The organism is Bradyrhizobium pachyrhizi (assembly GCF_029714545.1).
GTDB classification, from domain to species: Bacteria; Pseudomonadota; Alphaproteobacteria; order Rhizobiales; family Xanthobacteraceae; genus Bradyrhizobium; species Bradyrhizobium pachyrhizi.
In genome coordinates, this window is the sequence record NZ_CP121667.1 from 289,465 (window position 1) to 315,562 (window position 26,098).

At 64.5% G+C, this 26,098-nt stretch carries 19 protein-coding genes, 1 tRNA gene and 1 pseudogene; 12 read left to right on the forward strand and 9 right to left on the reverse strand.

The window, feature by feature from the left end:
- Nucleotides 1–46: 46 nt before the first annotated feature.
- Nucleotides 47–1,798, reverse strand: coding sequence for a heparinase II/III family protein (locus QA639_RS01360; RefSeq protein WP_283089021.1), 1,752 nt, complete (start codon nt 1,796–1,798; stop codon nt 47–49).
- Nucleotides 1,799–1,939: 141 nt separating this feature from the next.
- The gene (locus QA639_RS01365; RefSeq protein ID WP_283089022.1) at nt 1,940–3,286 is read right to left on the reverse strand and encodes an RsmB/NOP family class I SAM-dependent RNA methyltransferase; all 1,347 of its coding nucleotides are present in this window, start codon (nt 3,284–3,286) and stop codon (nt 1,940–1,942) included.
- A 175-nt stretch (nt 3,287–3,461) separates the two neighbouring features.
- On the opposite strand from QA639_RS01365, the gene QA639_RS01370 reads away from it, so the two are divergent.
- Both QA639_RS01370 and QA639_RS01375 read left to right on the forward strand, forming a co-directional pair.
- A complete protein-coding gene (locus tag QA639_RS01370; protein ID WP_028338212.1) occupies nt 3,462–3,689 on the forward strand; it encodes a DUF1674 domain-containing protein in 228 nt (75 codons plus the stop codon).
- 154 nt (nt 3,690–3,843) lie between these two features.
- A complete protein-coding gene (locus tag QA639_RS01375; protein WP_028338208.1) occupies nt 3,844–4,341 on the forward strand; it encodes a thermonuclease family protein in 498 nt (165 codons plus the stop codon).
- A 181-nt stretch (nt 4,342–4,522) separates the two neighbouring features.
- Here the strand turns inward: QA639_RS01375 and QA639_RS01380 are convergent, their stop codons facing one another.
- Together QA639_RS01380 and acs are read right to left on the reverse strand one after the other, a co-directional pair.
- Complete coding sequence (locus tag QA639_RS01380; protein WP_050383551.1) at nt 4,523–5,050, reverse strand: L,D-transpeptidase; 528 nt, start codon at nt 5,048–5,050, stop codon at nt 4,523–4,525.
- 338 nt (nt 5,051–5,388) lie between these two features.
- Nucleotides 5,389–7,341 carry an acetate--CoA ligase gene (gene acs / locus QA639_RS01385; RefSeq protein WP_028337403.1) on the reverse strand — a complete coding sequence of 651 codons (1,953 nt, stop codon included), beginning with the start codon at nt 7,339–7,341 and terminating at the stop codon, nt 5,389–5,391.
- 772 nt (nt 7,342–8,113) lie between these two features.
- On the opposite strand from acs, the gene QA639_RS01390 reads away from it, so the two are divergent.
- A complete protein-coding gene (locus QA639_RS01390) occupies nt 8,114–9,292 on the forward strand; it encodes a DNA topoisomerase IB (protein ID WP_028337402.1) in 1,179 nt (392 codons plus the stop codon).
- Nucleotides 9,293–9,451: 159 nt separating this feature from the next.
- Here the strand turns inward: QA639_RS01390 and QA639_RS01395 are convergent, their stop codons facing one another.
- The 4 genes from QA639_RS01395 to tsaD all read right to left on the reverse strand — a co-directional run bounded on the left by QA639_RS01395 (nt 9,452) and on the right by tsaD (nt 13,484).
- Nucleotides 9,452–9,865 (reverse strand): EVE domain-containing protein, encoded by a 414-nt coding sequence (locus QA639_RS01395; RefSeq protein ID WP_028337401.1) that lies wholly within the window; start codon nt 9,863–9,865, stop codon nt 9,452–9,454.
- A 149-nt stretch (nt 9,866–10,014) separates the two neighbouring features.
- Complete coding sequence (locus QA639_RS01400; protein WP_028337400.1) at nt 10,015–11,127, reverse strand: alpha/beta hydrolase; 1,113 nt, start codon at nt 11,125–11,127, stop codon at nt 10,015–10,017.
- A gap of 117 nt (nt 11,128–11,244) precedes the next feature.
- Nucleotides 11,245–12,222 carry an NAD(P)H-dependent glycerol-3-phosphate dehydrogenase gene (locus QA639_RS01405; protein WP_028337399.1) on the reverse strand — a complete coding sequence of 326 codons (978 nt, stop codon included), beginning with the start codon at nt 12,220–12,222 and terminating at the stop codon, nt 11,245–11,247.
- A gap of 188 nt (nt 12,223–12,410) precedes the next feature.
- Entirely contained in the window at nt 12,411–13,484 is a 1,074-nt protein-coding gene (tsaD, locus tag QA639_RS01410) for a tRNA (adenosine(37)-N6)-threonylcarbamoyltransferase complex transferase subunit TsaD (protein ID WP_050383554.1), read from the reverse strand.
- Nucleotides 13,485–13,658: 174 nt separating this feature from the next.
- Here tsaD and QA639_RS01415 point away from each other — a divergent pair, with 174 nt between their 5' ends.
- The 5 genes from QA639_RS01415 to QA639_RS01435 all read left to right on the forward strand — a co-directional run bounded on the left by QA639_RS01415 (nt 13,659) and on the right by QA639_RS01435 (nt 20,898).
- Entirely contained in the window at nt 13,659–14,399 is a 741-nt protein-coding gene (locus QA639_RS01415) for a uroporphyrinogen-III synthase (protein ID WP_283090713.1), read from the forward strand.
- A gap of 112 nt (nt 14,400–14,511) precedes the next feature.
- Nucleotides 14,512–15,771 carry a COG4223 family protein gene (locus QA639_RS01420; protein ID WP_283089024.1) on the forward strand — a complete coding sequence of 420 codons (1,260 nt, stop codon included), beginning with the start codon at nt 14,512–14,514 and terminating at the stop codon, nt 15,769–15,771.
- A gap of 20 nt (nt 15,772–15,791) precedes the next feature.
- Nucleotides 15,792–17,573: a heme biosynthesis protein HemY gene (locus QA639_RS01425; protein WP_283089025.1), complete on the forward strand. Its 1,782-nt coding sequence runs from the start codon at nt 15,792–15,794 to the stop codon at nt 17,571–17,573.
- 108 nt (nt 17,574–17,681) lie between these two features.
- Nucleotides 17,682–17,757, forward strand: a tRNA-Thr gene (locus QA639_RS01430).
- A gap of 483 nt (nt 17,758–18,240) precedes the next feature.
- Nucleotides 18,241–20,898 carry a glycosyltransferase family 4 protein gene (locus tag QA639_RS01435; RefSeq protein WP_157348408.1) on the forward strand — a complete coding sequence of 886 codons (2,658 nt, stop codon included), beginning with the start codon at nt 18,241–18,243 and terminating at the stop codon, nt 20,896–20,898.
- Here QA639_RS01435 and QA639_RS01440 read toward each other — a convergent pair.
- A complete protein-coding gene (locus tag QA639_RS01440) occupies nt 20,895–21,962 on the reverse strand; it encodes a hypothetical protein (protein ID WP_283089026.1) in 1,068 nt (355 codons plus the stop codon). The two genes, QA639_RS01435 and QA639_RS01440, sit on opposite strands and share 4 nt — an antisense overlap.
- Before the next feature lie 306 nt (nt 21,963–22,268).
- On the opposite strand from QA639_RS01440, the gene QA639_RS01445 reads away from it, so the two are divergent.
- The 4 genes and pseudogenes from QA639_RS01445 (at nt 22,269) to QA639_RS01460 (ending at nt 26,094) form a co-directional block, all read left to right on the forward strand.
- A complete protein-coding gene (locus tag QA639_RS01445; protein WP_157348409.1) occupies nt 22,269–23,288 on the forward strand; it encodes a helix-turn-helix transcriptional regulator in 1,020 nt (339 codons plus the stop codon).
- A 594-nt stretch (nt 23,289–23,882) separates the two neighbouring features.
- Nucleotides 23,883–24,799, forward strand: a pseudogene (locus tag QA639_RS01450) (NADP-dependent oxidoreductase).
- Between the two features lie 97 nt (nt 24,800–24,896).
- Nucleotides 24,897–25,514, forward strand: coding sequence for a nitroreductase family protein (locus QA639_RS01455; RefSeq protein WP_283089028.1), 618 nt, complete (start codon nt 24,897–24,899; stop codon nt 25,512–25,514).
- A gap of 34 nt (nt 25,515–25,548) precedes the next feature.
- A complete protein-coding gene (locus QA639_RS01460; RefSeq protein WP_157348411.1) occupies nt 25,549–26,094 on the forward strand; it encodes a carboxymuconolactone decarboxylase family protein in 546 nt (181 codons plus the stop codon).
- Nucleotides 26,095–26,098: the final 4 nt, after the last annotated feature.

Consider the following 26,098-nt stretch of genomic DNA (forward strand, 5'->3'; position numbering starts at 1 on the left):
GGTTTGGCAGGGTTCGGAACCGTGAAGGGCCGGTTTGGCCACAAATTTACAGCGGCAGTTCCGGCTCGCGGCGGGCGTTGCGGCGCGCGTTGGTGGCGGAGGCCGAGGTCGAGGAGCGCACGAAGCTCCAGCGGATGGTGCCGGCCTGCCTCGCGTCCTGCCGGATCACGATCTGGGAGGTCCGGCGCGGGCCGTCATTGCCGGCCAGGAATACGCTGTCCTCGAGATCGACCTTGTCGTCCATCGCCTCGAAGGTCCAGACGTCGCGGTTGGGCAGCACCAGCATCACGCCGCGGGCATCCGACAGCCGGCTCGCCTTCACCGAGGGATGCAAATGGAAGCGCAGCGCGAAATCGGCCTCGCTGCCCTTGATGCGGCCGCCCGGCGCCGACGACAGCGAATCTTCGCCCTCGAGCCGCGTTCCGTCCTGCGAGACCATCAGCACGCGGCGGTGGATCACGCCGAAGCGCGACAGATAGCCGTCATGCGAGGCTGTCAGCACATCGCCGTCGGGAACGGCTTCGCGGTAGCTCTCGACATTGCTCGGGCCGCTGGTGATGGGCGCGCCGCGGAGCAGCCGCTTCATCGCCGACAGCTCGACGAACTGGCATGACGACGTATCGCGATAGGTCAGCGTCGAATGCGCCGCGGTGGAGCGCGCGAACGGCCGCCAATTGTCGCGGCCGGTGCTCGGCATGCCGCAATTGACGACGATGCGGCTCACTCCGGAGGAGAGCTCGAACGACAGGCAGCCGGCATGCGCGTCCTGGCTGACGCTTGCCGGCGGCGGCGGGCCGGTATCGATGATCAAGGCGGTGTTGCCGGCATCGAGCCGCTGAAAGCCGGTGTGCGGCATGCTCGCCATCGGCACGCCGCGGGTGTCGTCATAGGCGAGCAGCGTCGCGACGAGATCGGACGGCGCGGTGCTCATGCCGTTGAACAGCGCGAAGCTGCCGTCGCCGTGACGGAAGAAGCGCAGCATCGGCATCATGCGGTCGATGGCGTTGAGCAGCGCCGGCGGCGGCGCGATGTTGCGCGCGGCAAAAGTTTGCCGCAGCGGCAAGAGATCGCTGAGCAGCTCGACCAGCGCGCCGGGATTGCGCGAGATGTGGCCGCCATCGGGCAGGATCTGGCGCTGCAATTCGTCGGACAGCCTGCGCGTCGCCGATTTGATGTTGCGCGCCTGGTTGGCGAGACAGAGCGAGGCGTAGCACAGCGCGATCAAGACCTGCAGGCGCGGAACGCCGTCATTGTCGAGCGTCGCGTGGCGCAGATAGCGGATCTCGCGCGCCAGCCCGCGCAGATATTTGCGGTAGAATTTTCCGTCGGTGTCGCCGAGCACCAGTGGTGCCTGCGACAGCAGCGAGATCACCCGCCGCGCGCGCACATCGGCGCGGCGCTCCAGCGGCCGCTTGCGGGCCTGGTTGGAAATCCAGTCGTCGACCAGCGAGCGGGCGTTGGCGCGGGTCAGCGCGGTGTCGGCGGCGCGCAGGTGGCGCAGCCAGCCGAAGCCGAGCAGGGCGGCTTCCCAATCCTCCGACGGCGGTTCGAGATCGAAGATCGAGCGGCCGTGGCAGGTGACGATCTTGCCGGCGAAGACGAATCGTCCGGCATAGATCTCGGCCGCGCGGGTGGCGTCGGCGGTCCGCAGATCGTGCGGGGCGATGACCAGCCGGTCGGTGCGGCCGGGCCAGAGCCGCGACAGCGCAACCGTGCTCCCGCTGGCGCGTGCGAGCATGCTGCGGGCAAAGCGGCCAGCAATCAGCGTCGAGATGCGTCTGCTTTGAGCGACCGACACGCCTAACCTTGCGGGGAGGGAATTTTCAACGAATCCTTATTTAATCCGGAAACGCGGCCAAGACACCTGCCAAGAATCCTGCCCAGACACCCTCTTGATACCGCACGAATCACTTCGAGCTTAGAGGACTGAAGTTTAAAATCAGGATTTAACCAGCCGGGCCGCGTAAAATCCATCCAGCCCGCCGAGCCGCGGGTCGGCATTGGGCAAATGGCTCGGCAAAGTGCGCAGATCGCCGTCGGCGGTGATGATGTCGTCGAGGCCGGCGACCTCGCTCTTCTCGACCGGCGCACGGCGCAGGCCTGATTCGCTCGCCAGCAGCGCGGTGATCGCGTGCTCGCCTTCCTCCGGCTCCAGCGAGCAGGTGCAGTAGACCAGCGTGCCGCCGGGCTTCAGCAGATTGACGGCTTTTTGCAACAGCCGCTTCTGCAGCGCCGACAGCGCGGCGATGTCGCCTTCCTGCCGCAGCCAGGCGACGTCGGGATGGCGGCGGATGGTTCCCGTCGAGCTGCAGGGCGCATCGACCAGGATACCGTCGAAGCTTGCGGCCTCGGCGGGCCATTCGGCGGCGTCGGCAACGACGGTCTCGGCCTGCAAGGCCAGACGCGTGAGATTGTCGCGCAGCCGCGCCACGCGCGCTGGCGAGCGATCGACCGCGGTGACGTGCGCGCCGGCCAGCGCGAGCTGGGCGGTCTTGCCGCCGGGCGCGGCGCAGAGATCCGCGACCGCCTTGTCCCTGATGTCGCCGAACAGCCGCACCGGCAGCGCGGCGGCGGCGTCCTGCACCCACCACTGGCCTTCGGCAAAGCCGGGCAGCATCGTGACGGAACCCTGCAGCAGCGTGCGCACGGTTCCCGTCGGCAGCGTCTCGCCGTGCAGGCGGGTCGCCCATTGCGCCGCGTCCGACTTCACCGTGAGGTCGAGCGACGGCTCGTGGCCGAGCGCAAGCGCCATGTCGCGCGCGGTGGCTTCGCCGTAATGCGCGTTCCAGCGCGCCAGCATCCATGGCGGCAGGTCCAGCGTCTGCATGCTGATCTCATCGATCAGGCCCTGGCCTTCGCGTGCACAGCGGCGCAGCACGGCGTTGACGAGCCCGGCATATTTCGCGGCGCGCCGGTCGGACTGCACCAGCCGCACCGAGAGATCGACCGCGGCATGGTCGGGCACGTCCATCCAGAGAATCTGTGCCGCGCCGATCAGGAGCGCGCTCTGCGCGCGCGGCGCATCGGTCGGGATGCCGCGATCGAGCAGGCGCGACAGCAGATGGCCGAGCGTGCCGAGCTTGCGCAAGATGGTCGACACCAGCCGGCGCATCAGCGCGCGGTCGCGATCGGCGAGCGATTTCAGGCCGGGATGCGCGCCGGCGCCGTCGAGCTGGTCGTCGAGCGTGCGGTGCTTGTGCAGCACGCCATCGAGGATGTCGGCCGCGATGCGGCGTGCCGCGAGACCGGGGACTTCGGCAGGTACTGCAAATCTTGAAGGAGGCATGAAGCGGAGATATCTCGAAGGTGCTGAGTTACATTCGGCTCATGCCCATCAACTCCATACCACCTCTGGCATGCGAATATGCCAAATGTAAGAATCGCCTTGCGGGATTTCGTGATCGTGATGTCGTCACTGAGCCAGCACAGAGATACGGAATCCCCAGGCAGAAAGTTTTGCCATGTCTGATAAATCGCCATCGTCATCGCCGCCGGAGGCGGCGCCGCGCAAGCCGCTGACGCCGGCCGCGCAACGCGCGCTCGCCGAGGCCGCGGCGCGGCGCAAGGCTGCCGAGGAGGCGGCCGCGCAGAACGTGGCGGCGCGGCCGAAGGAGTTCCAGGGTCCGAAGGGGCCGGAACCGACGCGTTACGGCGATTGGGAGACCAAGGGCATCGCCTCGGACTTCTGAGAGTCTTGTCTGACGGCTCGACTCAGGCCAGTCTGGGAATATGTCCCCATACGAAAGAATAAATGCTTATCGTGGGACGGAACGTCCGCCCTTTCGCAGGTCGCCTTCACGAAGGTCGACTTGGGGCCGGCGCGTCTCGGCGGCGCTGCCATGGGTGTTCGTTCTCGGCATCGCCGTGGGCAGCACATTGCCGATCCGCCAATGGGTGCATTTGCCGCCGACCTGGTCGCTCGGCAGGTCTCGCGACACCGACATCATCTGGCAGCGGACCGGCGCGCCCGACATCAGGCACAACGTTGATGTGATCAGGACGATCGACGGCGACACGTTCGAGGCGCGGGTGCATTTCTCGCCGGGCCCGGATCTGTACACGCGAGTCCGGCTGCGCGGCATCGATGCGCCGGAGTTGAAGGCGTCGTGTGCGCGCGAACTGCAAATGGCGCAAACAGCGACGGTGGCGCTGCGCGACCTGCTGGGCCAGGGCGATGTCGCGATCTACAATGTCGGTCCCGACAAATACCAGGGACGTGTCGTCGCCGACGTCGCGACCCGGAAGACCGACAATGTTTCGGCCGCTCTGCTCGCCGCCGGCCATGCCCGCGCCTACAATGGCGGACACCGGTTCGGTTGGTGCGGATATTTTGCGCGCTAAAGCGCGATGAGATTAGGTTGAATCGTCATCGCGCCTTAGCTCTTTGTTTGAGCATGATCTTTTCGGAAAACCGCTTCGCACTTTTCCGGATCATGCTTTAGGCGACAGCGTCAAACCGGGTCGGGCAAACAAAAAGCCGCGCATCCGCGCGGCTTCTCTTTGGACGAGACGCTGTGCCTGATCAGCGGGTGACGACAACGGTCGTGCCGACCTCGACGCGCGAATAGAGATCGGTGATGTCGGTATTAAGCATGCGGATGCAGCCATAGGAGACGAAGCCGCCGACCGAGCCGGGCACGTTGGTGCCGTGGATCGCGTATTCGCCGCCGGCCAGCGTCATCGCAGCGACGCCCATCGGGTTATGCGGCGAGCCGCCGGCGATCACGTTCGGGATGCTCGGCCTGTCGCGCTTCACCTCGGCGGGTGGCGACCAGGCCGGGTAGCGATACTTGCCGTCGATCTTTGTGGTGCCGGCCCATTGCTTGCCGGACTTGCCGACGCCGACCGGGTAACGCATCGCATGGCCGGAATCGAGAATGAGGTAGAGCCGCCGTTCGTTGGTCTTCACCACGATGGTGCCGGGCGAATAAGTGTCACCGTGCATTCCTACCATTTCCGGCCGGGCTTCGGCCGCCTGCGACGTCAAAACAACCGCGCCAAGGGTAACAGCAGCCGTGGCAGCCAGCGCCACCGCAAACTTCATCGACATCAACCTCTCCACTTCCCAACAGCTCCCGCGAGGAAGCCAAAAACGAAGATGCAGAGCCCTTGAAAAACCGGGCCTGCCGGTCTCACGCACGCAACATTAACCGCGTGTGTTAACCGGGTGGTTTCACACCGGCCGCGAGACACGTCCTGATGGCGGGAGAGAATGAAAAGTTCGGATTAAAGTAAATGACCTGGAAACAACACTTGGCCACAAACGCGCCTCAATCGCGCCTTGCCTCTGACAATCCCGTGAAGCGCCCGTTGCAGGAAACGGGAAGGGCCGCGGCGGTGATCGCGCGCGGCCCTTCTTTGGTCTTCTGATCCTTGCTGCTGCTGGCCTTACGCCGGCGCGCCCTTCTTGTTCTGACGGTTCTGCACGAGGTCGTCGACCACGGCCGGATCGGCAAGGGTCGAGGTGTCGCCGAGGCTCGACGACTCGTCCTCGGCGATCTTGCGCAGGATGCGGCGCATGATCTTGCCGGAGCGGGTCTTGGGCAGGCCGGGCGCGAACTGGATCAGGTCCGGCGAGGCGATCGGCCCGATGTCCTTGCGGACCCAGGCGACCAGCTCCTTGCGCAGCGCTTCCGTCGGCTCGGTGCCCTTCATCAGTGTGACATAGGCGTAGATGCCCTGGCCCTTGATGTCGTGCGGGTAGCCGACGACGGCGGCTTCCGACACCGCCTCATGCGCGACCAGCGAGCTCTCGACCTCGGCGGTGCCCATGCGGTGGCCGGATACGTTGATGACGTCGTCGACGCGGCCGGTGATCCAGTAATAGCCGTCGGCATCGCGACGGCAGCCGTCGCCGGTGAAATACTTGTTCTTGTAGGTCGAGAAATAGGTCTGCTCGAAGCGCGCATGGTCGCCATAAACGGTGCGCATCTGGCCTGGCCATGACCTGGTCAGGCAGAGATTGCCCGAGGTCTCGCCGTCGAGCGTCTTGCCGTCGGCATCGACGATCTCCGGCACCACGCCGAAGAACGGCCGTGTCGCCGAACCGGGCTTCAGCTTGGTCGCGCCGGGCAGCGGCGTGATCAGGATGCCGCCGGTCTCGGTCTGCCACCAGGTGTCGACGATGGGGCAGCGGTCGTCGCCGACCACGCGGTAGTACCACTCCCAGGCTTCCGGATTGATCGGCTCGCCGACCGATCCGAGCAGGCGCAGTGATTTGCGCGAGGTCTTCTTCACCGGCTCATCGCCGCCCTGCATCAGCGCGCGGATCGCGGTCGGTGCGGTGTAGAAGATGTTGACCTTGTGCTTGTCGACCACGTTCCAGAAGCGCGAATTGTCCGGATAGTTCGGCACGCCCTCGAACATCAGCGTGGTCGCGCCGTTACAGAGCGGCCCGTAGAGAATGTAGCTGTGGCCGGTGACCCAACCGACGTCGGCGGTGCACCAATAGATGTCGCCGTCGTGATAATCGAACACGTATTGATGCGTCATCGACGCAAACACGAGGTAGCCGGCTGAGGTGTGCAGCACGCCCTTCGGCGTTCCGGTCGAGCCCGAGGTGTAGAGGATGAACAGCGGGTCCTCGGCGTGCATATGCTCGGCCGGGCATTCCGTCGTCACCATGGCAGCGGCCTCGTGATACCAGAGGTCGCGGGTCGGGTTCATGTCGATCTTGCCGCCGGTGCGCTTCACCACCACGACCCAATCGACGCCGCCGGTCTTGGCGATGGCGGCATCGACATTGGCCTTCAGCGGCACTTTCCTGCCGCCGCGCAGGCCCTCGTCGGCGGTAATCACCACCTTCGAGTCGCAGTCCTTGATGCGTTGCGCGAGGCTGTCCGGCGAGAAACCGCCGAACACCACCGAATGGATGGCGCCGATCCGCGCGCAGGCCAGCATGGCGTAGGCCGCTTCCGGAATCATCGGCAGATAGATCGTGACGCGATCGCCCTTCTTGACGTTCCGCGTGCGCAGGATGTTGGCCATCTTGCAGACTTCGTCGTGCAGCTGGCGGTAGGTGATGTACTTGGATTCGGAGGGATCGTCGCCCTCCCAGATGATCGCGGTCTGGTCGCCGCGCTTGTCGAGATGGCGGTCGATGCAGTTCCAGGCGACGTTCAGCACGCCATCCTCGAACCATTTGATCGAGATGTTGCCCGGTGCGAAGGAGACGTGCTCGACCTTGGTGAAAGGCTTGATCCAGTCGATCCGCTTGCCGTGCTCGGCCCAGAAGCCGTTCGGGTCCTTGACCGAGTGCGCGTACATCTCGCGATATTTGGCGTCATCGATATAGGCGCGCTTGGCCCAGTCGGCCGACACGTCATAGATCTTCTCGGACATCATTTTCCTCCACTCATTGCCGATCGCGAACGACGCGACGGCAAGCCGTCTTGATCATTGCCGCGATTATGCGTTGCCGCATTCCGGCCCGGCAAGGAAAAAGGACTGTCACTTTCGTCGCGTTGAAGCCGCCGGATAGTCCGCCGGCTTCCGCTTGTGATAGGACGGCTTACCGCAACGCATCGACGAGAGAAACCTATGCGCCATCGCCTGCTCGGGGTCACTGGTCTCTTGGTCGTAGTGGTGTCGTTCTCTGCGACGTTCGCCGCCACCGCAGCAGTGCCGCGTGCGATGACGATGTGCTGACGCTGAATTTGATGGACGGCTTCAGGATAATTGAACGGATTGTCGGACGCCGCCGCGATGAGCTGTGTCAACACGTTCGTGACCGCATAATCCTTGATTGCGGCTAGCGGTTGGACCGGCCCGTGGCTGCCGAACTCGAGCCGCGCCCCGGCGAGAGCGGCGTGCGAAAGGGCAAGGTCGCTGACCTGATCTGGGGATCGCGGTGGTCCGACAGCGGCGTTCAAACGCCGGTTTCCGGTACCGCGCTCGCGTCATTTTGTCCGATCCCGGGCAGCCCAAAATCAACGTTAGCGGGCGAATGGCACCCATGAAAGGTAATTTGACACCTTCAATAACTGATTCGCGACTCGCAATGTCGGCCCCGACGCCCTAAATCGCCAAACCGAGGCCAGACGGCCCACCGGAACGAAGCCCGAAGCAACGGCATTACCGGGAGAACAGCGGAACAAGGCGTCTTGCGAGAATAATGATGGATCAGCAGAATATCGCGGCTGTGCGGCCCGTTTCCGCCGATCCCGCTGTCGCCTTGGCAAAGGCACTGGGCCAGTGGCCGAAGCAGACGCCACGCGCAAAGCTGCGATCGCCATCGACGCTCAAGCTCGACGCGTCCGCTGCCATCAGAACGACGGTTGAAGAACTGGCGCGCGATCTGGGCCTGCGGCTAGGCGACCAGAACGAATTGACCATCCGCCGCATCAAGCGCGGCAAGACCTATTCATTCGTCCGCGCCAACGGCTCGCGCGTCCGCGATGCGCGCACGATCCGCCGGCTGCACGCGATGGCGGTTCCGCCGGCCTATCGCCAGGTGCGCTATTCCAGCGACCCGAGTTCGCATCTGCAGGCGGTCGGCCGCGATGCCGCGGGCCGGCTGCAATATCGTTATCACGCCGACTGGGAGAAGGTCCGCGAGCAGCGCAAGGCGCATCGCCTGGCCAAGCTGGTGGCCGCGCTGCCGAAGATCCGACGCAAGGTCTCGGCGTTCCTGTCCGGCGACGAGCCGACGCGCGAGTTCGCGCTGTCGGCGGTGATCGAGCTGATCGCGCGTACCGCGATCCGGCCCGGCAACGAATCCTATGCGCGCCTCAACGGCACCCGCGGCGCCACCACGCTCTTGAAATCCAACGTCACGCTGGAGGACGACTCCCTGGTTCTGACTTTCAAGGCCAAGGGCGGCAAGGCCGTGCGCAAGGAATGCGATGCGGCCAAGCTGGTGCGTGCGATCGGCATCCTGCGCGGCGTCCCGGGCAAGCGCATGTTTCAGTATTACGACCGCTCCGGCGTGGTGCGGGCCGCCTCGACCACGGCGGTGAACGCGTTCCTGCGCGAGATCGCCGGCATCAAGATCTCGCTGAAGGATTTCCGCACCCTGATGGCGTCGGCGGTCGTCGTGGAATCGCTGTCGCGGATCACGCCGGCCACCAGCCAGCGCGGCCGCAAGCGCCAGGTGCTGGACGCGATCCGCGCCGCCGCCGACCAGCTGTCCAACACGCCGGCGATCTGCCGCAAGAGCTATGTCCACGATACCATCGTCACCGCGTTCGAGGACGGCATCCTCGAACGCTTTGCTGCGACGATGGGAGGCTACCGCACCCAAAGCAAGCGCGAGCAATTGCTGGCGCAGGTGGTGATGGCGGCCGGGGCGTAAGGGCCGCAAATTCTATGTCGTCCCGGCCAAGCGAAGCGCGAGCCGGGACCCATAACCACCAAAGCACGAGATCGAGTGAGCTGGGGCTCCAGCGTGCTTCAACAATGCAAGGCTGTGGTTATGGGTCCCGGCTTTCGCCGGGACGACGATAGAGTTTGCTTACAGCCCGCCCATCTTGCAGACGTACTTCCACTCCTCCGCGGTCACCGGCTGCACCGAAAGCCGCGAATATTTGACCAGAGCCATGTCGGCGAGCTTCTTGTCCGCCTTGATCGCGGCCATCGTCACCGGCGTCTTCAGCGGCTTGTCGGCCTTGATGTCGACGCAGACGAACTTGCCGGTCTTGTCGGTCGGGTCGGGATAGGATTCCTTGATGATCTCGGCGATGCCGACGATCTCCTTGCCCTCGTTGGAATGATAGAAGAACGCCTTGTCGCCCTTCTTCATGTTGACGAGATTCTGCCGTGCCGTGAAGTTGCGCACACCGGTCCAGGCCTCGCCCTTCGCGCCCTTGGCGACCTGATGGTCCCAGGACCAGACCGACGGTTCGGATTTCACCAGCCAGTAATTCATCGCAACTCACCCCATTCGATTGCGCCGCAATCTACAGCGACGTGGATGCCCGCGACAAGCGCGGGCATCCGATCCAGAGCGTTTTCAAGCGAAGTGGGTGCCGGTTCGCGTGAAGAAAACGCATCAAATGGAGAAGCGCAGCGCGGCACCTACTGTTTCAAATATCGATCGAAGAACTTGGCGATATCGGTGAACGCCTCCTTCGTCTCGGGCGCGTCGACGTTGAACTGGTATTGGGCGTGCGACTGACCCTCATAGACATTGAGATCGGCGATCACGCCGGCGCGGCGCAATTTGCGATGCGTGCGAACCGTGTTGCTGAGGAACAGATCGCGCGTGCCCGATGTCAGGATGGTCGGCGGGAAGCCCTTGAAGTCACCATAGATCGGCGAAATGTAGGGGTTCTTCAGGCTGGTGCCGTTTGCATAAAGCTTGGCCGCGCGGCCGAGCCAGCCGTCCCAGGTCACCAGCACATTGTCGACCCATTCATTGCTCGCGTAGCTGTCGCCGATCTTGTCGATATCGGACCATGGCGTGCCCGGTGCGATGGCTGCGGGCAGCGGCAGCTTCTCATCCTTCGCCCGCAACACCATCGCAAGCGTCATCGCCCCGCCGGTCGACGTGCCGAAGATCGCAAGCCGGCGGTGCTCGTGCGCTTTCAGAACTTCCTTCCAGACCGCCATCGCATCGTCCAACGCCGCGGGATAAGGGAAGTCCGGCGGCATCCGGTAGTCGATCGAGATGACCTTGAAGCCGCCGAAGCCGGCCATCATGATGGCTTCCGGCAGCGCGGCTTCGCCGGGGCCGAACACATAGCCGCCGCCGTGGACGTGGATCAGCAGGCGCCGCCTGTTCTCGAGCGCGATCTTGTTCGGGGTCACGATGTAGCAGTGCACGCCGGCGAGTTTGGTCTCCTCGACCTTGACGCCGAGCTTCGCCTTCAGCGCCGGAATGCCCGCGATCAGAAGCTTGGCGCGGCGATCGATCAACTCCTTCCATTGCGCCGGGGTTTTGGGATCGGCGTTGAAATGCGGCGGATAGGGCGCGCCGATCATTGCCTGCATCTCGGAAGACACGTCGGCTGTTGGATTGCCGATCGATTTGAGCGGCGCAACCCGCTTGCCGTTGTCGGCATTGGCGGCGGCCTCGCTCTTGGCAAGGTCGTCGTAGGTGGCGGCCGTTTGGGCGTGGGCTATGGCGGATGAGGCGGTGAGGGCGACGGCGAGGCTGATCGAAAGGATGGCGCGATGCGGTTGACGCATGGGTTTTCCCTTGGGATCCGCTTTTCGATTTGTTGGACCGGGATCCGACGGTTCGCCGCCACGCTAGTACGGCGCGCACGTATCGTGAAGCTCCGCCACGCGCGACCGTGACGTGCGTTACTCCGCCTTGAACGGCCGCGTCAGCAGGCCTTCGATTGCGGCGTCAACGGTCAGCCGGTCGCCCAGGATCGCGGCGACCGCGTTTGACACCGGCATGTCGACCTTCTGCGCAGCGGCGAGCTCGCACAGCACCGGCGCGGTGAACGCGCCTTCGGCGAGCTTCCCGACCGGTGCGGCTTCGCCGCGTCCGAGCGCGAGGCCGAGTGCGAAATTGCGCGATTGCGCGGTCGAGCAGCTGAGCAGGAGATCACCCAATCCCGACAGGCCCGAGAGGGTTTCGGTGCGGGCGCCGCAGGCGCGGCCCAATCTTGCGAGCTCGCTGAAGCCGCGCGTGGTCAGCGCGGCGAGCGCGGAGGCGCCGAGATTCTTGCCGACCACGATGCCGGCGGCGATCGCCAGCACGTTCTTGGCCGCGCCGCCGATCTCGACGCCGCGCACGTCGGTGCTGTGATAGGGCCGGAAGGTCGCCGAGCCGAGCGCCTGTACCAGCGCGCGTGCGAGCGCTTCGTCCCTGGTGGCCAGCGTGACGGCGGTCGGCAGTCCGCGCGCGACGTCGTCGGCGAAGCTCGGCCCCGACAGGATCGCGGGCACGGCGCGCGGCGCGGCTTCCGCGATCACCTCGGTCATGAATTTATGCGTGCCGTGCTCGATGCCCTTGGCGCAGGCGATGACAGGCGTGTCGGGTTTGAGATACGACGCAAGATGCCCAACCGCGGCGCGCAAATGCTGCGCCGGTGTCACGGCCAGGATGATGTCGGCGTGCGCTGCGGCGGCGATGTCCGACGTCACGGCGATACCGGGATGAAGCTGGACGCCAGCCAGCCTTGGATTGACCCGCGTCGCCTGGATCTGCGCGGCATGCTCGGCATTGCGCGCAAACAGCGTCACCTTGCGCCCGGCGCGCGCCGCGACATCGGCCAATGCCGTGCCCCAGGCGCCGGCTCCGATCACGCTGACTGACATATGCGCGGGCATCAGGCGGGCCTGTCTTCGCTCCATCTCCCCGCTCTTGCGGGGAGAGGGTTGGGGTGAGGGGCTTTATCCGCGAGCGAGCCGAGTGTTGAGACCTGTACCCCCTCACCCGGAATGCTGCGCAATCCGACCTCTCCCCGCAAGCGGGGCGAGGTGCGACGGTGCCTGATGCGCACTCCGTCGTACATTGTTCAATATCCGGCGCGGCTGTTGGCGTAGCCGGCCGGCGCCTTGGCGTTGGCGTCGAGCAGCCAGCGCGCGCGCGGCGGCGCCTCCATCGTGTCGGTGAGGCCAAGCGCCAGCCGCTCGGCACCGGCCCAGGCGATCATCGCGCCATTGTCGGTGCAGAGCGCCGGCGGCGGGATGATCAGCGTGGTCTGCGCCTTCGCTGCAACCTCCTGCAGCGCGCTGCGGATCGCATGGTTGGCCGCAACGCCCCCGGCCGCGACCAGCGCGCGCGGCGTGCCGAACCGCTCCTGAAACAGCTTTAGGCCGACGTTCAGGCGGTCCGCGGTCGATTCCAGCACCGCAGCCTGGAAGCTCGCGCAGAGATCGCTGACGTCCTGCGGCTCGAGCGGCTCCAGCCGGCTGGCTGCACTGCGCACCGCGGTCTTCAGTCCCGAGAGCGAGAAATTCGCATCGGGCCGGCCGAGCATCGGGCGTGGAAAGTCAAACCGCGTCGGGTCGCCGCCGGCGGCCGCGCGCTCGACCTCCGGTCCGCCGGGATAGGGCAGCGACAGCATCTTCGCCACCTTGTCGAACGCCTCGCCCATCGCGTCGTCGACCGTGGTGCCGAGCCGCACATATTCACCGACGCCGACCACGGCGACGATCTGGGTGTGTCCGCCCGAGGCCAGGAACAGGCAATAGGGAAACGCCAGCGCGCAGGTCAGCCGCGGCGTCAGCGCGTGCGCCTCGAGATGGTTCACCGCGATCAGCGGCGTATCGTGCACCATCGCGATCGCCTTCGCGGTGGTGAGACCGACGATCACGCCGCCGATCAGGCCGGGGCCCGCGGCTGCCGCGACGGCCGACAATTGTCGGTAGCCGACGCCGGCCTCCTTCATGGCGGAGGCGACGATGCCGTCGAGCAGGTCGACATGGGCGCGCGCCGCGATCTCCGGCACCACGCCGCCGAAGCGGGCGTGCTCGTCGGTCTGCGAGCGCACCACGTTGGAGAGGATTTTCGCCTGCCCGTCAGCCTGGCGCTCGACCACGGCGGCCGCGGTTTCATCGCAGGTGGTCTCGATCCCCAGCACCAGCATCGGTGGTTCGTGTCCCAATTTCGGTCCTTGTGCTACGAGCATGATCCGGACGGGCCGGAACCGGTTTCCGGCAAGATGATGCTCATCAAAACGTCCGCTCCGGGGTAGCATTGCGAGGTCTTAAAGTGCAATCGGTCGCCAACGTCCAATTTATACGGCTGGAGGCCTGAAACCCTGACAATCCTTGTCACACGACCGCATCCGGACAATGACGCGACGCTCGCGACGCTGCGCCAACGCGGCTTTGACGCCCTGTCGGCGCCGGTGCTGCGCTTCGAGCCGGTGCCGTTCCGTGGCGACGACGATGCGGATTATGATGCCGTCATCCTGACCAGCGCCAATGCGCTGCGCGCGGTCGACCTCGCGACCAGCCGCTTGTTGCGGCTGCCGTTGTTTGCGGTCGGGGCACACACCGCCGATGCGGCGCGCGCCGCAGGCTTCGACAAGCTGATCGTGGCGAAGGGCGATGCAGTCTCGCTGCGCAATCTCGTGCTGGCACGGGTCAAGGCCGGCGAACTCGACGCATCGGCGACGCTGCTCTATCTCGCCGGCGCCGACCTGTCGCGTGATCTCGCGGGCGAGCTGGGCGAGCGCGGGCTCAACGTCGTCACCCACACCACCTACCGGATGGCGCCGGTGGCCGGCTTCCCGAGGGAGGTCAGCGACGCCTTCATGGCGAACCGGATCACCGCGGTGCTGCACTATTCCCGCCGCAGCGCGCAGGCCTTTCTGGACACGGTACGTGCCGACGGGATTGAGATTTCGGCGCTCGCCTTGCCGCAATGCTGCATCTCGGCGGCCGTCGCCGCGGTGCTCCATGACGCCGGCGCGACCAAGGTGGTGGTGGCGGCGCGGCCGGACGAAAATGCCCTGCTGGAGGCGCTCAGCCGCACCCTGCGGCCGAGGCCGGAATAATTCTTTCGTCTGACCATGATGTTAGGCAATGCTCGGTTATTCGGATCGTGCTCTAAGAACCTGGGCCGATTCTGGTAGAGTGTGCGGCCAGTAAGTTTTGAGGACCCCCGCGATGGCTGAAGAAAGGCCAGACGACCCCGGATCTTCGCCGGATTCCCGGCCCAAGCGCGCGCCGCCGACCATCGATCTTCAGGCGACCGAAATCTCCAGCGAACCGTCGAAGGCGGAGGGGGCCGAGGAAGCCGCCAGGGAGGCTGACCAGGATGCCGGCAAGGCGTCTGCGGACGCGGCGACGCCTGAGGCCGAGCCCCAAGGCGACGCCGCACCGCAAGCGGAGCCGCAGCCCGAGACCGCCTCCGCGGCGCCGGACGCCGAACCGGCGCGGCCGGTGTCGCCCTGGGTGGTGGCGCCGATATCCGGCGCCGTCGCGGCGGCGCTGGTGATCGGGGTCGGCTGGCTGCTTGGCTGGCCCGTCGTGCAGCCGGTCCCGGCGCCGCAACCCAATGCCGCCATCGACGAACTCGGCACGCGCCTGAGTGCGCTGGAATCGAAAGCCGGCAGGCCGGTCGCGGCGGCCGCCGATCCCGCGGCGACGGCGCGGCTGGAGGCGCTCGACAAATCGATCGCCGCACTGCGCACCGAGCTCGCCGCGACGCGGGCGCAATCCGACAAGCTTGCGGCGGCTGTCAATGACGCGAAAGCCGCGCCGCGCGATGGCGCGGCTGCGGCTGATATCTCCGGCATCACGGCGCGCATCGACAAGATCGAAGGCGCGGTGAAGGCGCAGGGCGCCGCGATCGCCAGGCAGGACAGCAAGATTGCGGACACCAAGGCCGAGGCGAAGGCCGACGACGTGCCACTGCGCCGCGTCGTTGCGGCATCGCTGCTCGACGTCGCGGTGCGTCACGGCGATCCCTATGCCTCCGCGCTCGAGGCTGCGAAAGCGCTGTCGGATGACGCCGAGGTGCTGAAGCCGCTCGAGACGTTTGCGACCTCAGGCGTGCCGAGCCCGAACGCGCTGTGCCGCGAGCTGGTGGAAATCGTGCCGCGGCTCGCGCCGCCGGCGGCGGAAGCTGCGGCGGCGAATGCCGGGCTGGTCGATCGTCTGAAGGCCGGTGCCTCCACGCTGATCCGCATCGAGCGGACCGACGGCACGGGGACCGATCGCGGCAGCATCGTCGCGCGCGTGACATCGGCCGCCCTGCATAATGACCTCGCATTGACCGAGCGTGAATTGAAATCGCTGCCGCCGGCGGATCGCACGGCGGCGCAAGCCTGGCTCGCCAAGGTGGACGCGCGCCGCGCCGCGCTCGACGCGTCGCGTAAATTTGCCGACAACGCCATGGCGGCGCTCGCCACGGTCAACCAGTAAGTCTTTGCAATAGGTTCTCGATGATCCGGATCATTCTGTTCCTGCTGCTGATCGCGCTCGCTGCAGCAGGTGCGGCCTGGATGGCCGATCAGCCCGGCGATCTCGTGCTGAATTGGGGCGGCTTGCGGCTGACGTCCAAGCAGCCGATGTATCTGCTCGGCCTCGTCGTCGTCGTCGCGATGATCGCCGGCGTGATCCTGCGCGGGCTCTGGAAGATCCCCTCGCACATCCGTCGCGGCCGGCGCGAGCGGCGTCACGCCCGCGGCCGCCACGCCATCACGCAAGGCTTGCTTGCGATCGGGCATGGCGACTCCTCGGCGGCGCGCGCGCATGCCGAAGTGGCGCGGCGCCACGCCGCAAACGATCCGCTGGCGCTGCTGCTGCACGCGCAATCGGCGCAGCTCGACGGCGATCGCGACGGCGCGCAGCGCGCCTTCCGCGCCATGGCCGAGCGCGAGGACACGCGGCTGCTTGGCTTGCGCGGTCTGTTCATCGAGGCGCAGCGCGCCGACGATCCGGTGGCGGCCGTGATGATCGCCGAGGAAGCGCTGAAGATGTCGCCGTCATCGTCATGGGCCTCGCATGCGGTGCTCGGCTTCTGCTGCGCCAAGGGCGATTGGGCCGGCGCGCTGTCGATCATCGACAACAACCAGAGCGCCGGATTGATCGACAAGGCGACCTATCGGCGGCAGCGCGGCGTGCTGCTGACGGCGCGGGCGCTGGAGTTCGAGACCGTCGATCGCGATCTGTCGCGCTCGAGCGCGATGGAGGCGGTCAAGCTGGCGCCGACGCTGATCCCGGCCGCCGTGCTCGCAGCGAAGTTCGAGAGCGAGGCGCATCAGGTGCGCCGCGCGATGCGCATCGTCGAGACCGCGTGGCTGGCGCAGCCGCATCCCGATCTCGCCGACGCCTATTCGCATGTACGGCTCGGCGATTCCGCGCGCCAGCGCCTGGTGCGGGTCGATACGCTGGCGGCGAAAACGCCTGGACATATCGAGGGCGCGCTGGCGATCGCGCGCGCCGCGATCGACGCCGCCGAGTTCGCCAGGGCGCGTGCGGCGCTGGAGCCGTTTATCGCGGCGCCGACGCAACGCGTCGCGCTGTTGATGGCCGAGATCGAGCGCACCGAGCATGGCGACAGCGGCCGGGCGCGTGCCTGGACCCTGCGCGCCGTGCGCGCGCTGCACGATCCGGTCTGGGCCGCCGACGGCTATGTGTCGGACCGCTGGCGTCCGGTCTCGCCGGTCACCGGCCGGCTCGACGCCTTCCAGTGGCAGACCCCGGTGGCGGCGCTGCCGTCCGACAAGGGCCATGCGATCGAGTCGTCGCCCTTCGAGGAGGCGATGCTGGCGCCGCGCCGGGTCGAGCCGCCAAGGGAAGTCGCCAGCCAGCCTGAAGTGGCCAAGCCGGTTGAGCCGGCCGAGGTGAAGCCAGTCGAGGTCAAGCCGGTCGAGGTCAAGCCCTTGGAGCCGGCCGCGCCGACGGCGCAGGATAACGCCCCGCTCCCGGCGGCCATCGAGGCCGAGCCCGCCCCGGCCCCGCCCGAACCCGCCGCGCCGGAACCGGCTCCCCCTCCGGCCGCCGAATCGGCATCCCCGGCACCGGCCCCCCTGTTCCGGTCCCGGACCGACCTGCCCAAAGCCGCACCGGCGCCGATTCCGGCCGTGATCCCGATCATCCGGGCTCCCGACGACCCCGGGGTCGACGAGGACGGCCCGGTGGACGAATTTGCGGAACAAATCGGCCCGCCCAAGGCCCAGGTCGGCGGTTGGCGCGGATTTCTGTCACGTTTGGGAAGCTAATTCGCGGTTAGATAACCGCTGTATGGTTCGATAACCGCGTTTTCCTTGCCAATCGGGGTCATGCCCGATATCAGGTGGCCGCGTGATCCGGCCGTTGCCGAACGGTTCGCCGCAATAGCTCAGTTGGTAGAGCACGTCATTCGTAATGACGGGGTCGGGGGTTCGAGTCCCTCTTGCGGCACCATCGCTCAAATTGTCCAGCCCGGAGACATGGGTAACAGGTCGTACCCAAAATATGGGTGACAGCCTCGTGCCGCACAATCCGCTCGTGATCGCAGTCGCGACCAGTCCGCCTGCTGCGAGCTCGGTTGCCCGGACCCGGTTGGCGGAATTTGGCCTCGGGATGCGTCAGGACGCCGCACAACCCCGGCGGGAGACGTGAAAACACGAAGAAAACCCCGCTCAACCCCAGTAGTATTGATGTGGTGCGCACCCGCGCCGAGACGCCGTGGTATTCAGATGGGTGATCATGAGCGTGGCGAGCTCAATGCGCGCGCCGATCCGGAACGTACGTTACGTTTTAGCCGGTAGTGGCTCGAACGCCACACGAGCCGCACTCTAACGCGCAAGCCGACGAATTGATTGGTGAGATGAGGCGCGACATAGAGCAGAATGACCATTGCGGAATCGGTGTTCGTTGATTGTGCGTTTTTGCGCGGAAGACTTCGTGCCTGAATACGATTGCTGGGGAATGACGTTGGGACCGAAGGATCGCGATAGCGAATTTCAACTACAGCTTGCCTTCCTGAGGGAGTTCCAACGCGCCCATAACCGCCCGCTGCGCGTCTTGCATATCGGCAATATCGCGAACAACGCCTACAATAATGCCTTGATTCAGCGGCGCTTCGGAATCGAAGCGGATGTCATTTGCTATAACTACTATCACGTCATGGGTTGCCCGGAATGGGAGGCCGCAAGCTTCGACGGCAACGTCGACAACATGTTCCCGGATTGGTGGGCCACCGAGTTGGGTGGTTGGCTGCGGCCGGATTGGTTTGTGCAGGGCCCCGTTCTCGATTGCCTCTCGTATCTTCGTGCGAAGAACGCTGGCGACAGCGGAGCCGCAGCATTCTTTTGGACCCTGCTGCAGGCACGATATTGGGAGATGCTTGATGGCATCGCTGCCGCAGAGAGCCGGGTCCGTCCACCGATGCCGGAGCATCTGGCAGACACGATTTCGATCGCGCGCGATTTTCAGGACTTCCAGTCAAGTCAGGCATCCAGAAGCCCGCAGCCTCTCCATCAGCCGGCCATCGTCCTGCCAGAGGCGGCCATAGAGCCTGAGTCTGCACTCTCCGCCATTTCGCCGGCCTCATCGAAGGTGGCCGCGCCAGATACGCAGATTGAGCAAGGCCAAGCTCTCGCCGACGAATATCCAAATCCCGAAGGATCAGGCCGCCTCGTATCAACTTATCGCTCCCTCCTGACGAAGTACGTATTTGTTCATTTGCGGCGTGAAGCAGAAACTGGCGTTGTCGCCGGGCCGAGTTTGGCGGTCGCCATTTGGCGAGGTCAGAGACGCAGCCGCGGCTTGCCGCGCTTTGGATTCGAGTTTCCCGCTGATGTCTTCACGATGCCGGATCCTGACACCGCGACGCCGGCTGCAAGCCAAAGCCATAAGTATGTGACGTGTCGCGGTTCTCGGTCACCAAATCCCAAAGGACCTAGCCGCCTCACATTGATCTATCGATCCTTGCTGGCGAAATACGTATTTGTTCATCTGCGGCGTGAGGCGGAGACCGGCGTCGTCGCCGGGTCGAGTTTGGCGATCGCCATTTGGCGAAGTCAGAGGCGCAGCCGCGGTTTGCCGCGTTTCGGCTTCGAGTTTCCTGCCGATGTCTTGACGATCTCAAATCCCGACGCCGCGACGCCAGCTGCAGGCGAAAGCGATGAGGATGGGACGATTCGCGATAAGTCGTCACCAAATCCCAAAGGCCCAAGTCGCCTCACATCGATCTATCGCTCCTTACTGACGAAATATGTGTTTGTTCATTTGCGGCGTGAAGCGGAAACCGGAGTTGTCGCCTGGTCGAGCCTAGCGGTCGCAATTTGGCGAAGTCAGAGACGCAGCCGCGGCTTGCCGTGCTTTGGCTACGAGTTTCCCGCTGATGCCTTCACGATACCGGATCCCGGCGGCGCGGCGCTGGTTGCGAGCGAAAGCAACGTCGTCACGATCCCAACTCCTGGCGCCGTGACGCCGGCCGCAGACAAAAGCGTGGCCGCCGACGTCGGTGCATCAGTCATTCCCGTGGTGACCCGCTCGGAGATCGTCGATCGCCCGGAGTTTCGCTATTTCGAAAAATACGGCAAGGGAGAGGATCGGAACGCCTCGCAACGTGCGGCACTGCTTGGTGGCGTGTTGCAACAGTTTACGGATTATCCGGCAGAAGCCCTCGTCTCTGTCGAAGCTTTCGCATCCACCATTGCCAATGAATTCGCTGACGTATTGGAGCAATATGACATAATTCAGGGATATTCGATCGACGGGTTCATTCCGTTCATCAACGGATTCAAGAATTACACGTGTTACGAACATGGCACGTTGCGAGAGGTGCCTTTCGAGAAAAGCTACAATGGCATTCTTTGTTCGGCGTCGTACAGGAATGCGGCTTTCTCGTTCGTGACCAATTCGGACGTGCTGCCGTCTGTGCAGCGGCTAAAATTGAAGAGAGAGCGGACCGTTTACCTTCCGCATGCCTTCGACGATGAAAAGATTTCGAACTTCCGAGCAAGACTCAAGCTTCCGAAGCGGGAATCTAAAATCACCACATTCTTTAGCCCCGCGCGCCATCACTGGCACGCTGCACCCGCCTCAATGCAGAAGGGCAATGATCTCTTCTTGAGGGCGGCCGCACAGGTTGCGCAAACGGATCGTGATTTTCGCATCATCCTGGTCGAGTGGGGCGTTGATGTTCACCGAAGCAAGGACCTGATTCAGGAACTTGGAATTAAAGATATGGTTTCGTGGATACCGTCGTTGAACAAGGCGGAGCTACGACAGCTTTACTGCTCGAGCGACGTCGTCGTCGATCAGTTCAGGATCCCGGCGATCGGCGGAGTCACCTTTGAGGCAATGGCGCTCGGACGCCGCGTCATAACGAATCTCGATGAAACCCAATCGGCCGAGTTCTTCGGAGCGGCGCCGCCTTGCCTGGCCGCCGACAGCGTCGAGACGTGCACGGCCCGGATTCTTGAGGTTCTTTCGGATCCGCTGGACGACAATCGCCGCGGCGATGCCGCGCGTGAGTGGTTCGAGAAATGTCATTCCGCGCAACGCGTCGTCGCGCTTCAATTGGCGGCCTATCAGATGATTTGCGCCGCCTAGATCCGCGCGCCGCACAATCCGCTCATGATCGCGATCGCGACCAGCCCACCGGCTGCGAGCCCGGTTGCCCAAATCCGGTTGGCGATCGTCGCGGCCATGCCGTGCGCGATCAGGATGCCGCGCAATCCCGACGCGAGATGCGCGAGCACGAAGAAGACGCCGAGCGCGTAGTGCGGCACCAGGCGAATGCTCCAGGCGTCGTGGATCAGGCCGGTCGGTGCACTCGACGCCCAGGCCCAATTGGTGTCGATGTGGTGCACGGCGCGCGCCGAGACCAATGCGGAGTTCAGATGGGTGACGATGAATGCCGCGAGATAAATGCCGGAGCCGATCTGAAACACGCGGTAGGCATCCGCCGGCTGCGCGCTCCAGCGCCAGGCGAGCCGCATCCCGATGGCGACCTGGAACAGCATCAGGCCGACGAGGATGGGTTCGACGACGGACGATCGATAGACTGAGCGCCCCATCTTCATCATGGCGGCATGAACCTCAGGTCCGAGGAGGCCCAGCAGATGGTTGGTGAGGTGAAACGCGACGTAGAGCAGGATGATCGCTGCGGCGACGCCGTGCGTCACGCGCCATTTGGCGATGGATGAGGTAATCGCGGCTGATTCTGCCGGGCGCACTTGCTCGCTGCCGAGCAGCACATAGAGGCACGCGGCCAACCAGCCCGCGACCCAGACAAGCTCGTCGCTGACGGGGATGTGCAGCAGGCCAAGACCGACGCCGGTCAGCACGAACAAGGGCGGCGTAGCGGTGCTGGCATAGGCGAGACGGCGGGCGCGCAGCTCGAACGACGAAGGCTCGGCCTTGGTCATCCAGTACGCGCAGGCAAGACCCAGCAAGGGCGCGGCGGTCGTGGCCAACAGGCAAAGCGCCGCCAGGACCAGTCGCCCGAACGACATCGGACCAGCAGCGGGAGAGACCGCGAGATGAAATGCATCGAGCAGGAACGGATAGGCCATCGCTCCAGCCGCCGGGATCATCGAACGGAGCTTTTCGGCGGCCGTATTCGCCAAGCCATTGTCGGCGGGCCGTACGCGGCCTTGTTCGAATGCACTCACTGAGTTTCTCCGGAGTTCGGGCGTCGTGAAGGAGAAGGCCAAACCGACGAGTCTATTCCCAAGGCATCATCGGAGCTGCGGCACGCAAGCTTGTGCTAGACGCTGGCGTGCACGGGCGACGGCGTTGCGCCGAGACCATGTCTCAAGGCCATAACCTACAGTGATGCGACCCCACCCATAGGACCAAGTTCCAACAATCCGACTGGACCACGCCAAGGTTCCTTTCGGCGGACCACAAAATCCAGTTCAAGGGTGCAGGCAGATTCGCCTAGCGGATTCCCGGGGTGATCTTGTAAGCAGGTTGCTATGCAAAACACGGCCAAATCGCGGGCCGGAAGCGGACAGGGCGAGCGGCCAGATTCGCGGATCGCCGTCTCTGCCTCGAAGCTCGCCACCGCCGATCTCAACAACCTCATGCGGGCACTTGAGATCGATGTCGTCGCGCTCACCGAAATGCTGATTCCATCAGGCCATCGCGCCGAGATGGGGACGATCGATGCGCCGGCGGTCCATTACACCATTAGTGGCAGGGGACGAATTTCGATCGGCGATGGGCCTTGGATGTCGCTCGAACCCCATCTCCTCATCATCAAGCCTCCGAGTACCCCGTTCGTAATCGAAGTCGACGGAACCAGCGGCCCGAAGAAGCTCATATCCCGCGATTGCTGGAAGCAGCACGACAGCGTGTTGCGTATCGCAACACCGACCGAGCAGCCCGAGATCATCCAGATCTGCGGCTTCTTCAACGCATCCTTCGGACAATCCGTCGGGTTGTTTCGCGAATTGCGCGAGCCCGTGGTCGAGAAATTCGAGCCGACGGACAAGATCGACCTGAAGCTTCGCGAAGCGGTCGAGGAGCTTTGCGTGCAGGAAATCGGTATGGGCGCCATGACGGCGTCCCTGCTAAAGCAGGTCATCATCGCCCTGGTGAGGCGGTCGATGAAGTCCTCCTGCAGCTGGACTGATCGGTTTTCGATTCTCGCGGATCGGCAGATCACGCGTGCATTCGCCGATATGGTGGCGCGTCCGGGGGCCGCTCATACGGTTCAGAGCCTTGCGCATAGCGCGGGTCTGAGCCGGTCGGCATTCATGGCGAAGTTCTCGGAGATCTTTGGCCGTTCGCCGATGGCCATCCTTCGGGATCTCAGGATGCGGCAGGCGGCGCTCGATCTCACGACGACGTCAGCCCCAGTCGATGTTGTGGCCTACAACGCCGGCTACGAAAGCCGGTCAAGTTTCGTGCGAGCATTCCGCAAAGCCTACAACGTTGATCCGAGCGAGTACCGGCTGCGCGTGAAGCACGGTGGGAGTGATACGGGCGCTTGAGCCAAATACCGCCTCCGAGGCAGCTCTCCCGGCAAGCGAGCGATTTTGAGTGGGCGTGCCGATAGCGACATCCGCTCATCTATTGAAACTGTTCGTCGGGCTATCGGCGTTGGCTGAGCTCGCTGCCTGATCGAAGAAAAAACTGGAAACGGCAAAGGCCGAAAGCAAGCCGCGTCGGCTCGTGCTTGCCCGACGCTGCGCCTCAACCGGGCTCTTTTCCGTTCCCTAGAGCATGATCCGGAAAAGTGTGAAGCGGTTTTCCGAAAAAATCATGCTCGAACAGAGAGCTAAAGCGCGATGACGATTCAACCCAATCTCATCGCGCTTTAGCCAGATTCGCGCACACTCGGCGCACCGATCCTCGGCGTTGGCCAGCTCCGGAGTCCAGAATGCGTGTCCGCGCGTCCAGGAACGCCCGACGCGTGTTTCATCGCGCCGGGACCAGTGGCAACGTGGCTTTAGGAAATGCGCCGCGTCGATGGCATCGATTCAATATCCAAGGTCATTCGAGCCATCGAGTTTCGCCTTCCGGTTTTCGCTCGTCTGAAAAGGAGTTCGGAAGATGATGAGCTGCCACACTCAGGCAGGTGCACGATGAAGGCAATCGTTGTGACGGACCAAGCGGCGGGAACGGCCGAAATGAAGCTGGTGGAGCGGCCGAGCCGCAGGCCGCGATAAACGACGTCGTCGTTGAGATTCGTGCGGCGGGATTCACCCGGGATGAGCTGACGTGGCCCTCGACTTGGACCGATCGCCGCGAGCGTGACCGAACACCGTCGATCCCCGGCCACGAGTTGGCTGGAGTGGTCACCGCCCTCGGCTATGGCACGGCGGGGCTGTCGGTGGGACAGCGGGTATTCGGTCTCGCGGACTGGTATCGCGACGGCACCTTGGCGGAGTATGTGGCCATCGAGGCGCGCAACCTCGCGCCGCTGCCGGGCGATGTCGATTTCACGGTGGGCGCGGCCCTCGTGATGCCAGGCCTTACCGCGTGGTAGGGGCTGTTCGATCATGGCCGGCTTCGGGCGGGGCAGAGCATCCTTGTGCACGGTGCCGCCGGCGTCGTCGGTTCGATGGCAACCCAGCTCGCACGTGAGGCCGGTGCTTACGTCATCGGTACCGGACGCGCTGCCGGCCGTCAGACGGCCCTCGACTTCGGCGCACAGGAGTTCGTCGACCTCGACAACGACACTCTGGAAGATGTCGGCGGAGTCGATCTGGTGTTCGATGTCCTTGGCGGCGACATCGCGAAGCGGTCCGCGCGCGTGATTCGAGCCGGAGGAACGCTGGTGACCATCGCCGGTCCGACTGAGGCACGGCCCGCTGACGGCCGGACGGTAGACTTCGTGGTCGAACCCGATCGCGCCCAACTGAATGAGATCGTCCGGCGGGCGCGTGACGGACGTGTGCGGACAAACATCGGCAGCGTGGCTGCCCTCGACGATGCCGTTGCCGCCTTCAATCCGACCGAGCGGATCAGCGGGAAGACGATCATTCGCGCTCGTCCGTGAGCGGAGCGCGCCTATCGATGAATGCGGCCGGCCGGCTCTCAAAGAGAGCGAAAGCACTCTCGTGCCTCAACCTATCACGTCACTCATAGGACCAACCATGACCAACGCTGTTATCGAATGTATCCTGAGCCGCAGCTCCACGAAGTATTACGACCCTGCCGCCACCCTGAGCGACGACCAAATCCGAGAGCTCGTGCGAATCGGCACCGCCGCACCGACATCCTTCCACATGCAGAACTGGCGCTTCATCGCCGTGCGCACGCCTGAAGCCAAAGCTCGGCTGAGTCCGATCGCTTGGAATCAACCCGCGATCACCGACGCAGCCGTTACCTTCATCGTCTGCGGCAAGCTGGCCGATTCCAGCGTCATACCAGAGCGGCTGGCGCCGCTGGTGGAATCGGGCGTCATGCCGGCGAAGATGATGCCGGAATGGGAGATTCCCGCGCGCGATCTGTACATGGAGTACCCACAGCGCCAACGCGATGAAGCGGTACGAACCGCCTCCTTCGGCGCGGCGGCGATCATCTATGCGGCCCGCTCGCCAGGCCTGGGTTCGACGCCGATGATCGGTTTCGATGCCGAACCGGTGCACCGCGAGTTCGGCTTGGCCAGGGACGAAGTGCCGGTCCTGCTGTTGGCCGTGGGGCCGGAGCGTCCGGGAAACTGGGCGCAGAAGCCGCGCCGCCCGGTGACCGATGTGCTGCACCTTGTATAGCGTTAGTGAAATCAGCTACTTACGGAGATTGCCGATGGCTCGAACTGCATTGCCAACGCCGGCTCAGATGCCGGCAGATTCGAAACCGACTCTCGATGGGTTCACCAGGAACATCGGGTTCACTCCGAATATGATGGCGACCTTCGCGCTGAGCCCGATCGCGTTCAACGCATGGGCCACCCTGCTCAGCTCTTTGAGCAAGGCGCTTGACGTGAAGACGCGTGACAGCATCGGCCTCGCTGTCTCCGAAGTGAATGGGTGCAACTACTGCCTGACGGTTCACAGCTTTACGGCCGAGCATATGGCCAAGCTGCCGGCTAATGAAATCATTCTCGCTCGGAAGGGTCATGCCAGTGATCCGAAGCGGGACGCCGCTCTCCAGTTTGCGCGCAAAGTCATCACGACCCGCGGCAAGGTCGGTGACGCCGATATGAAAGCCGTCCGGGACGCCGGCTACACGGATGCGAACGTCATGGAGATCGTCGCGCTAGTGGCCATGTATTCCCTGACGAACTTTTTCAACAACGTGTTCGATCCCGAGCAGGATTTTCCCGCCGTCGCGCCGGCTGGCTCGATCTGAACTC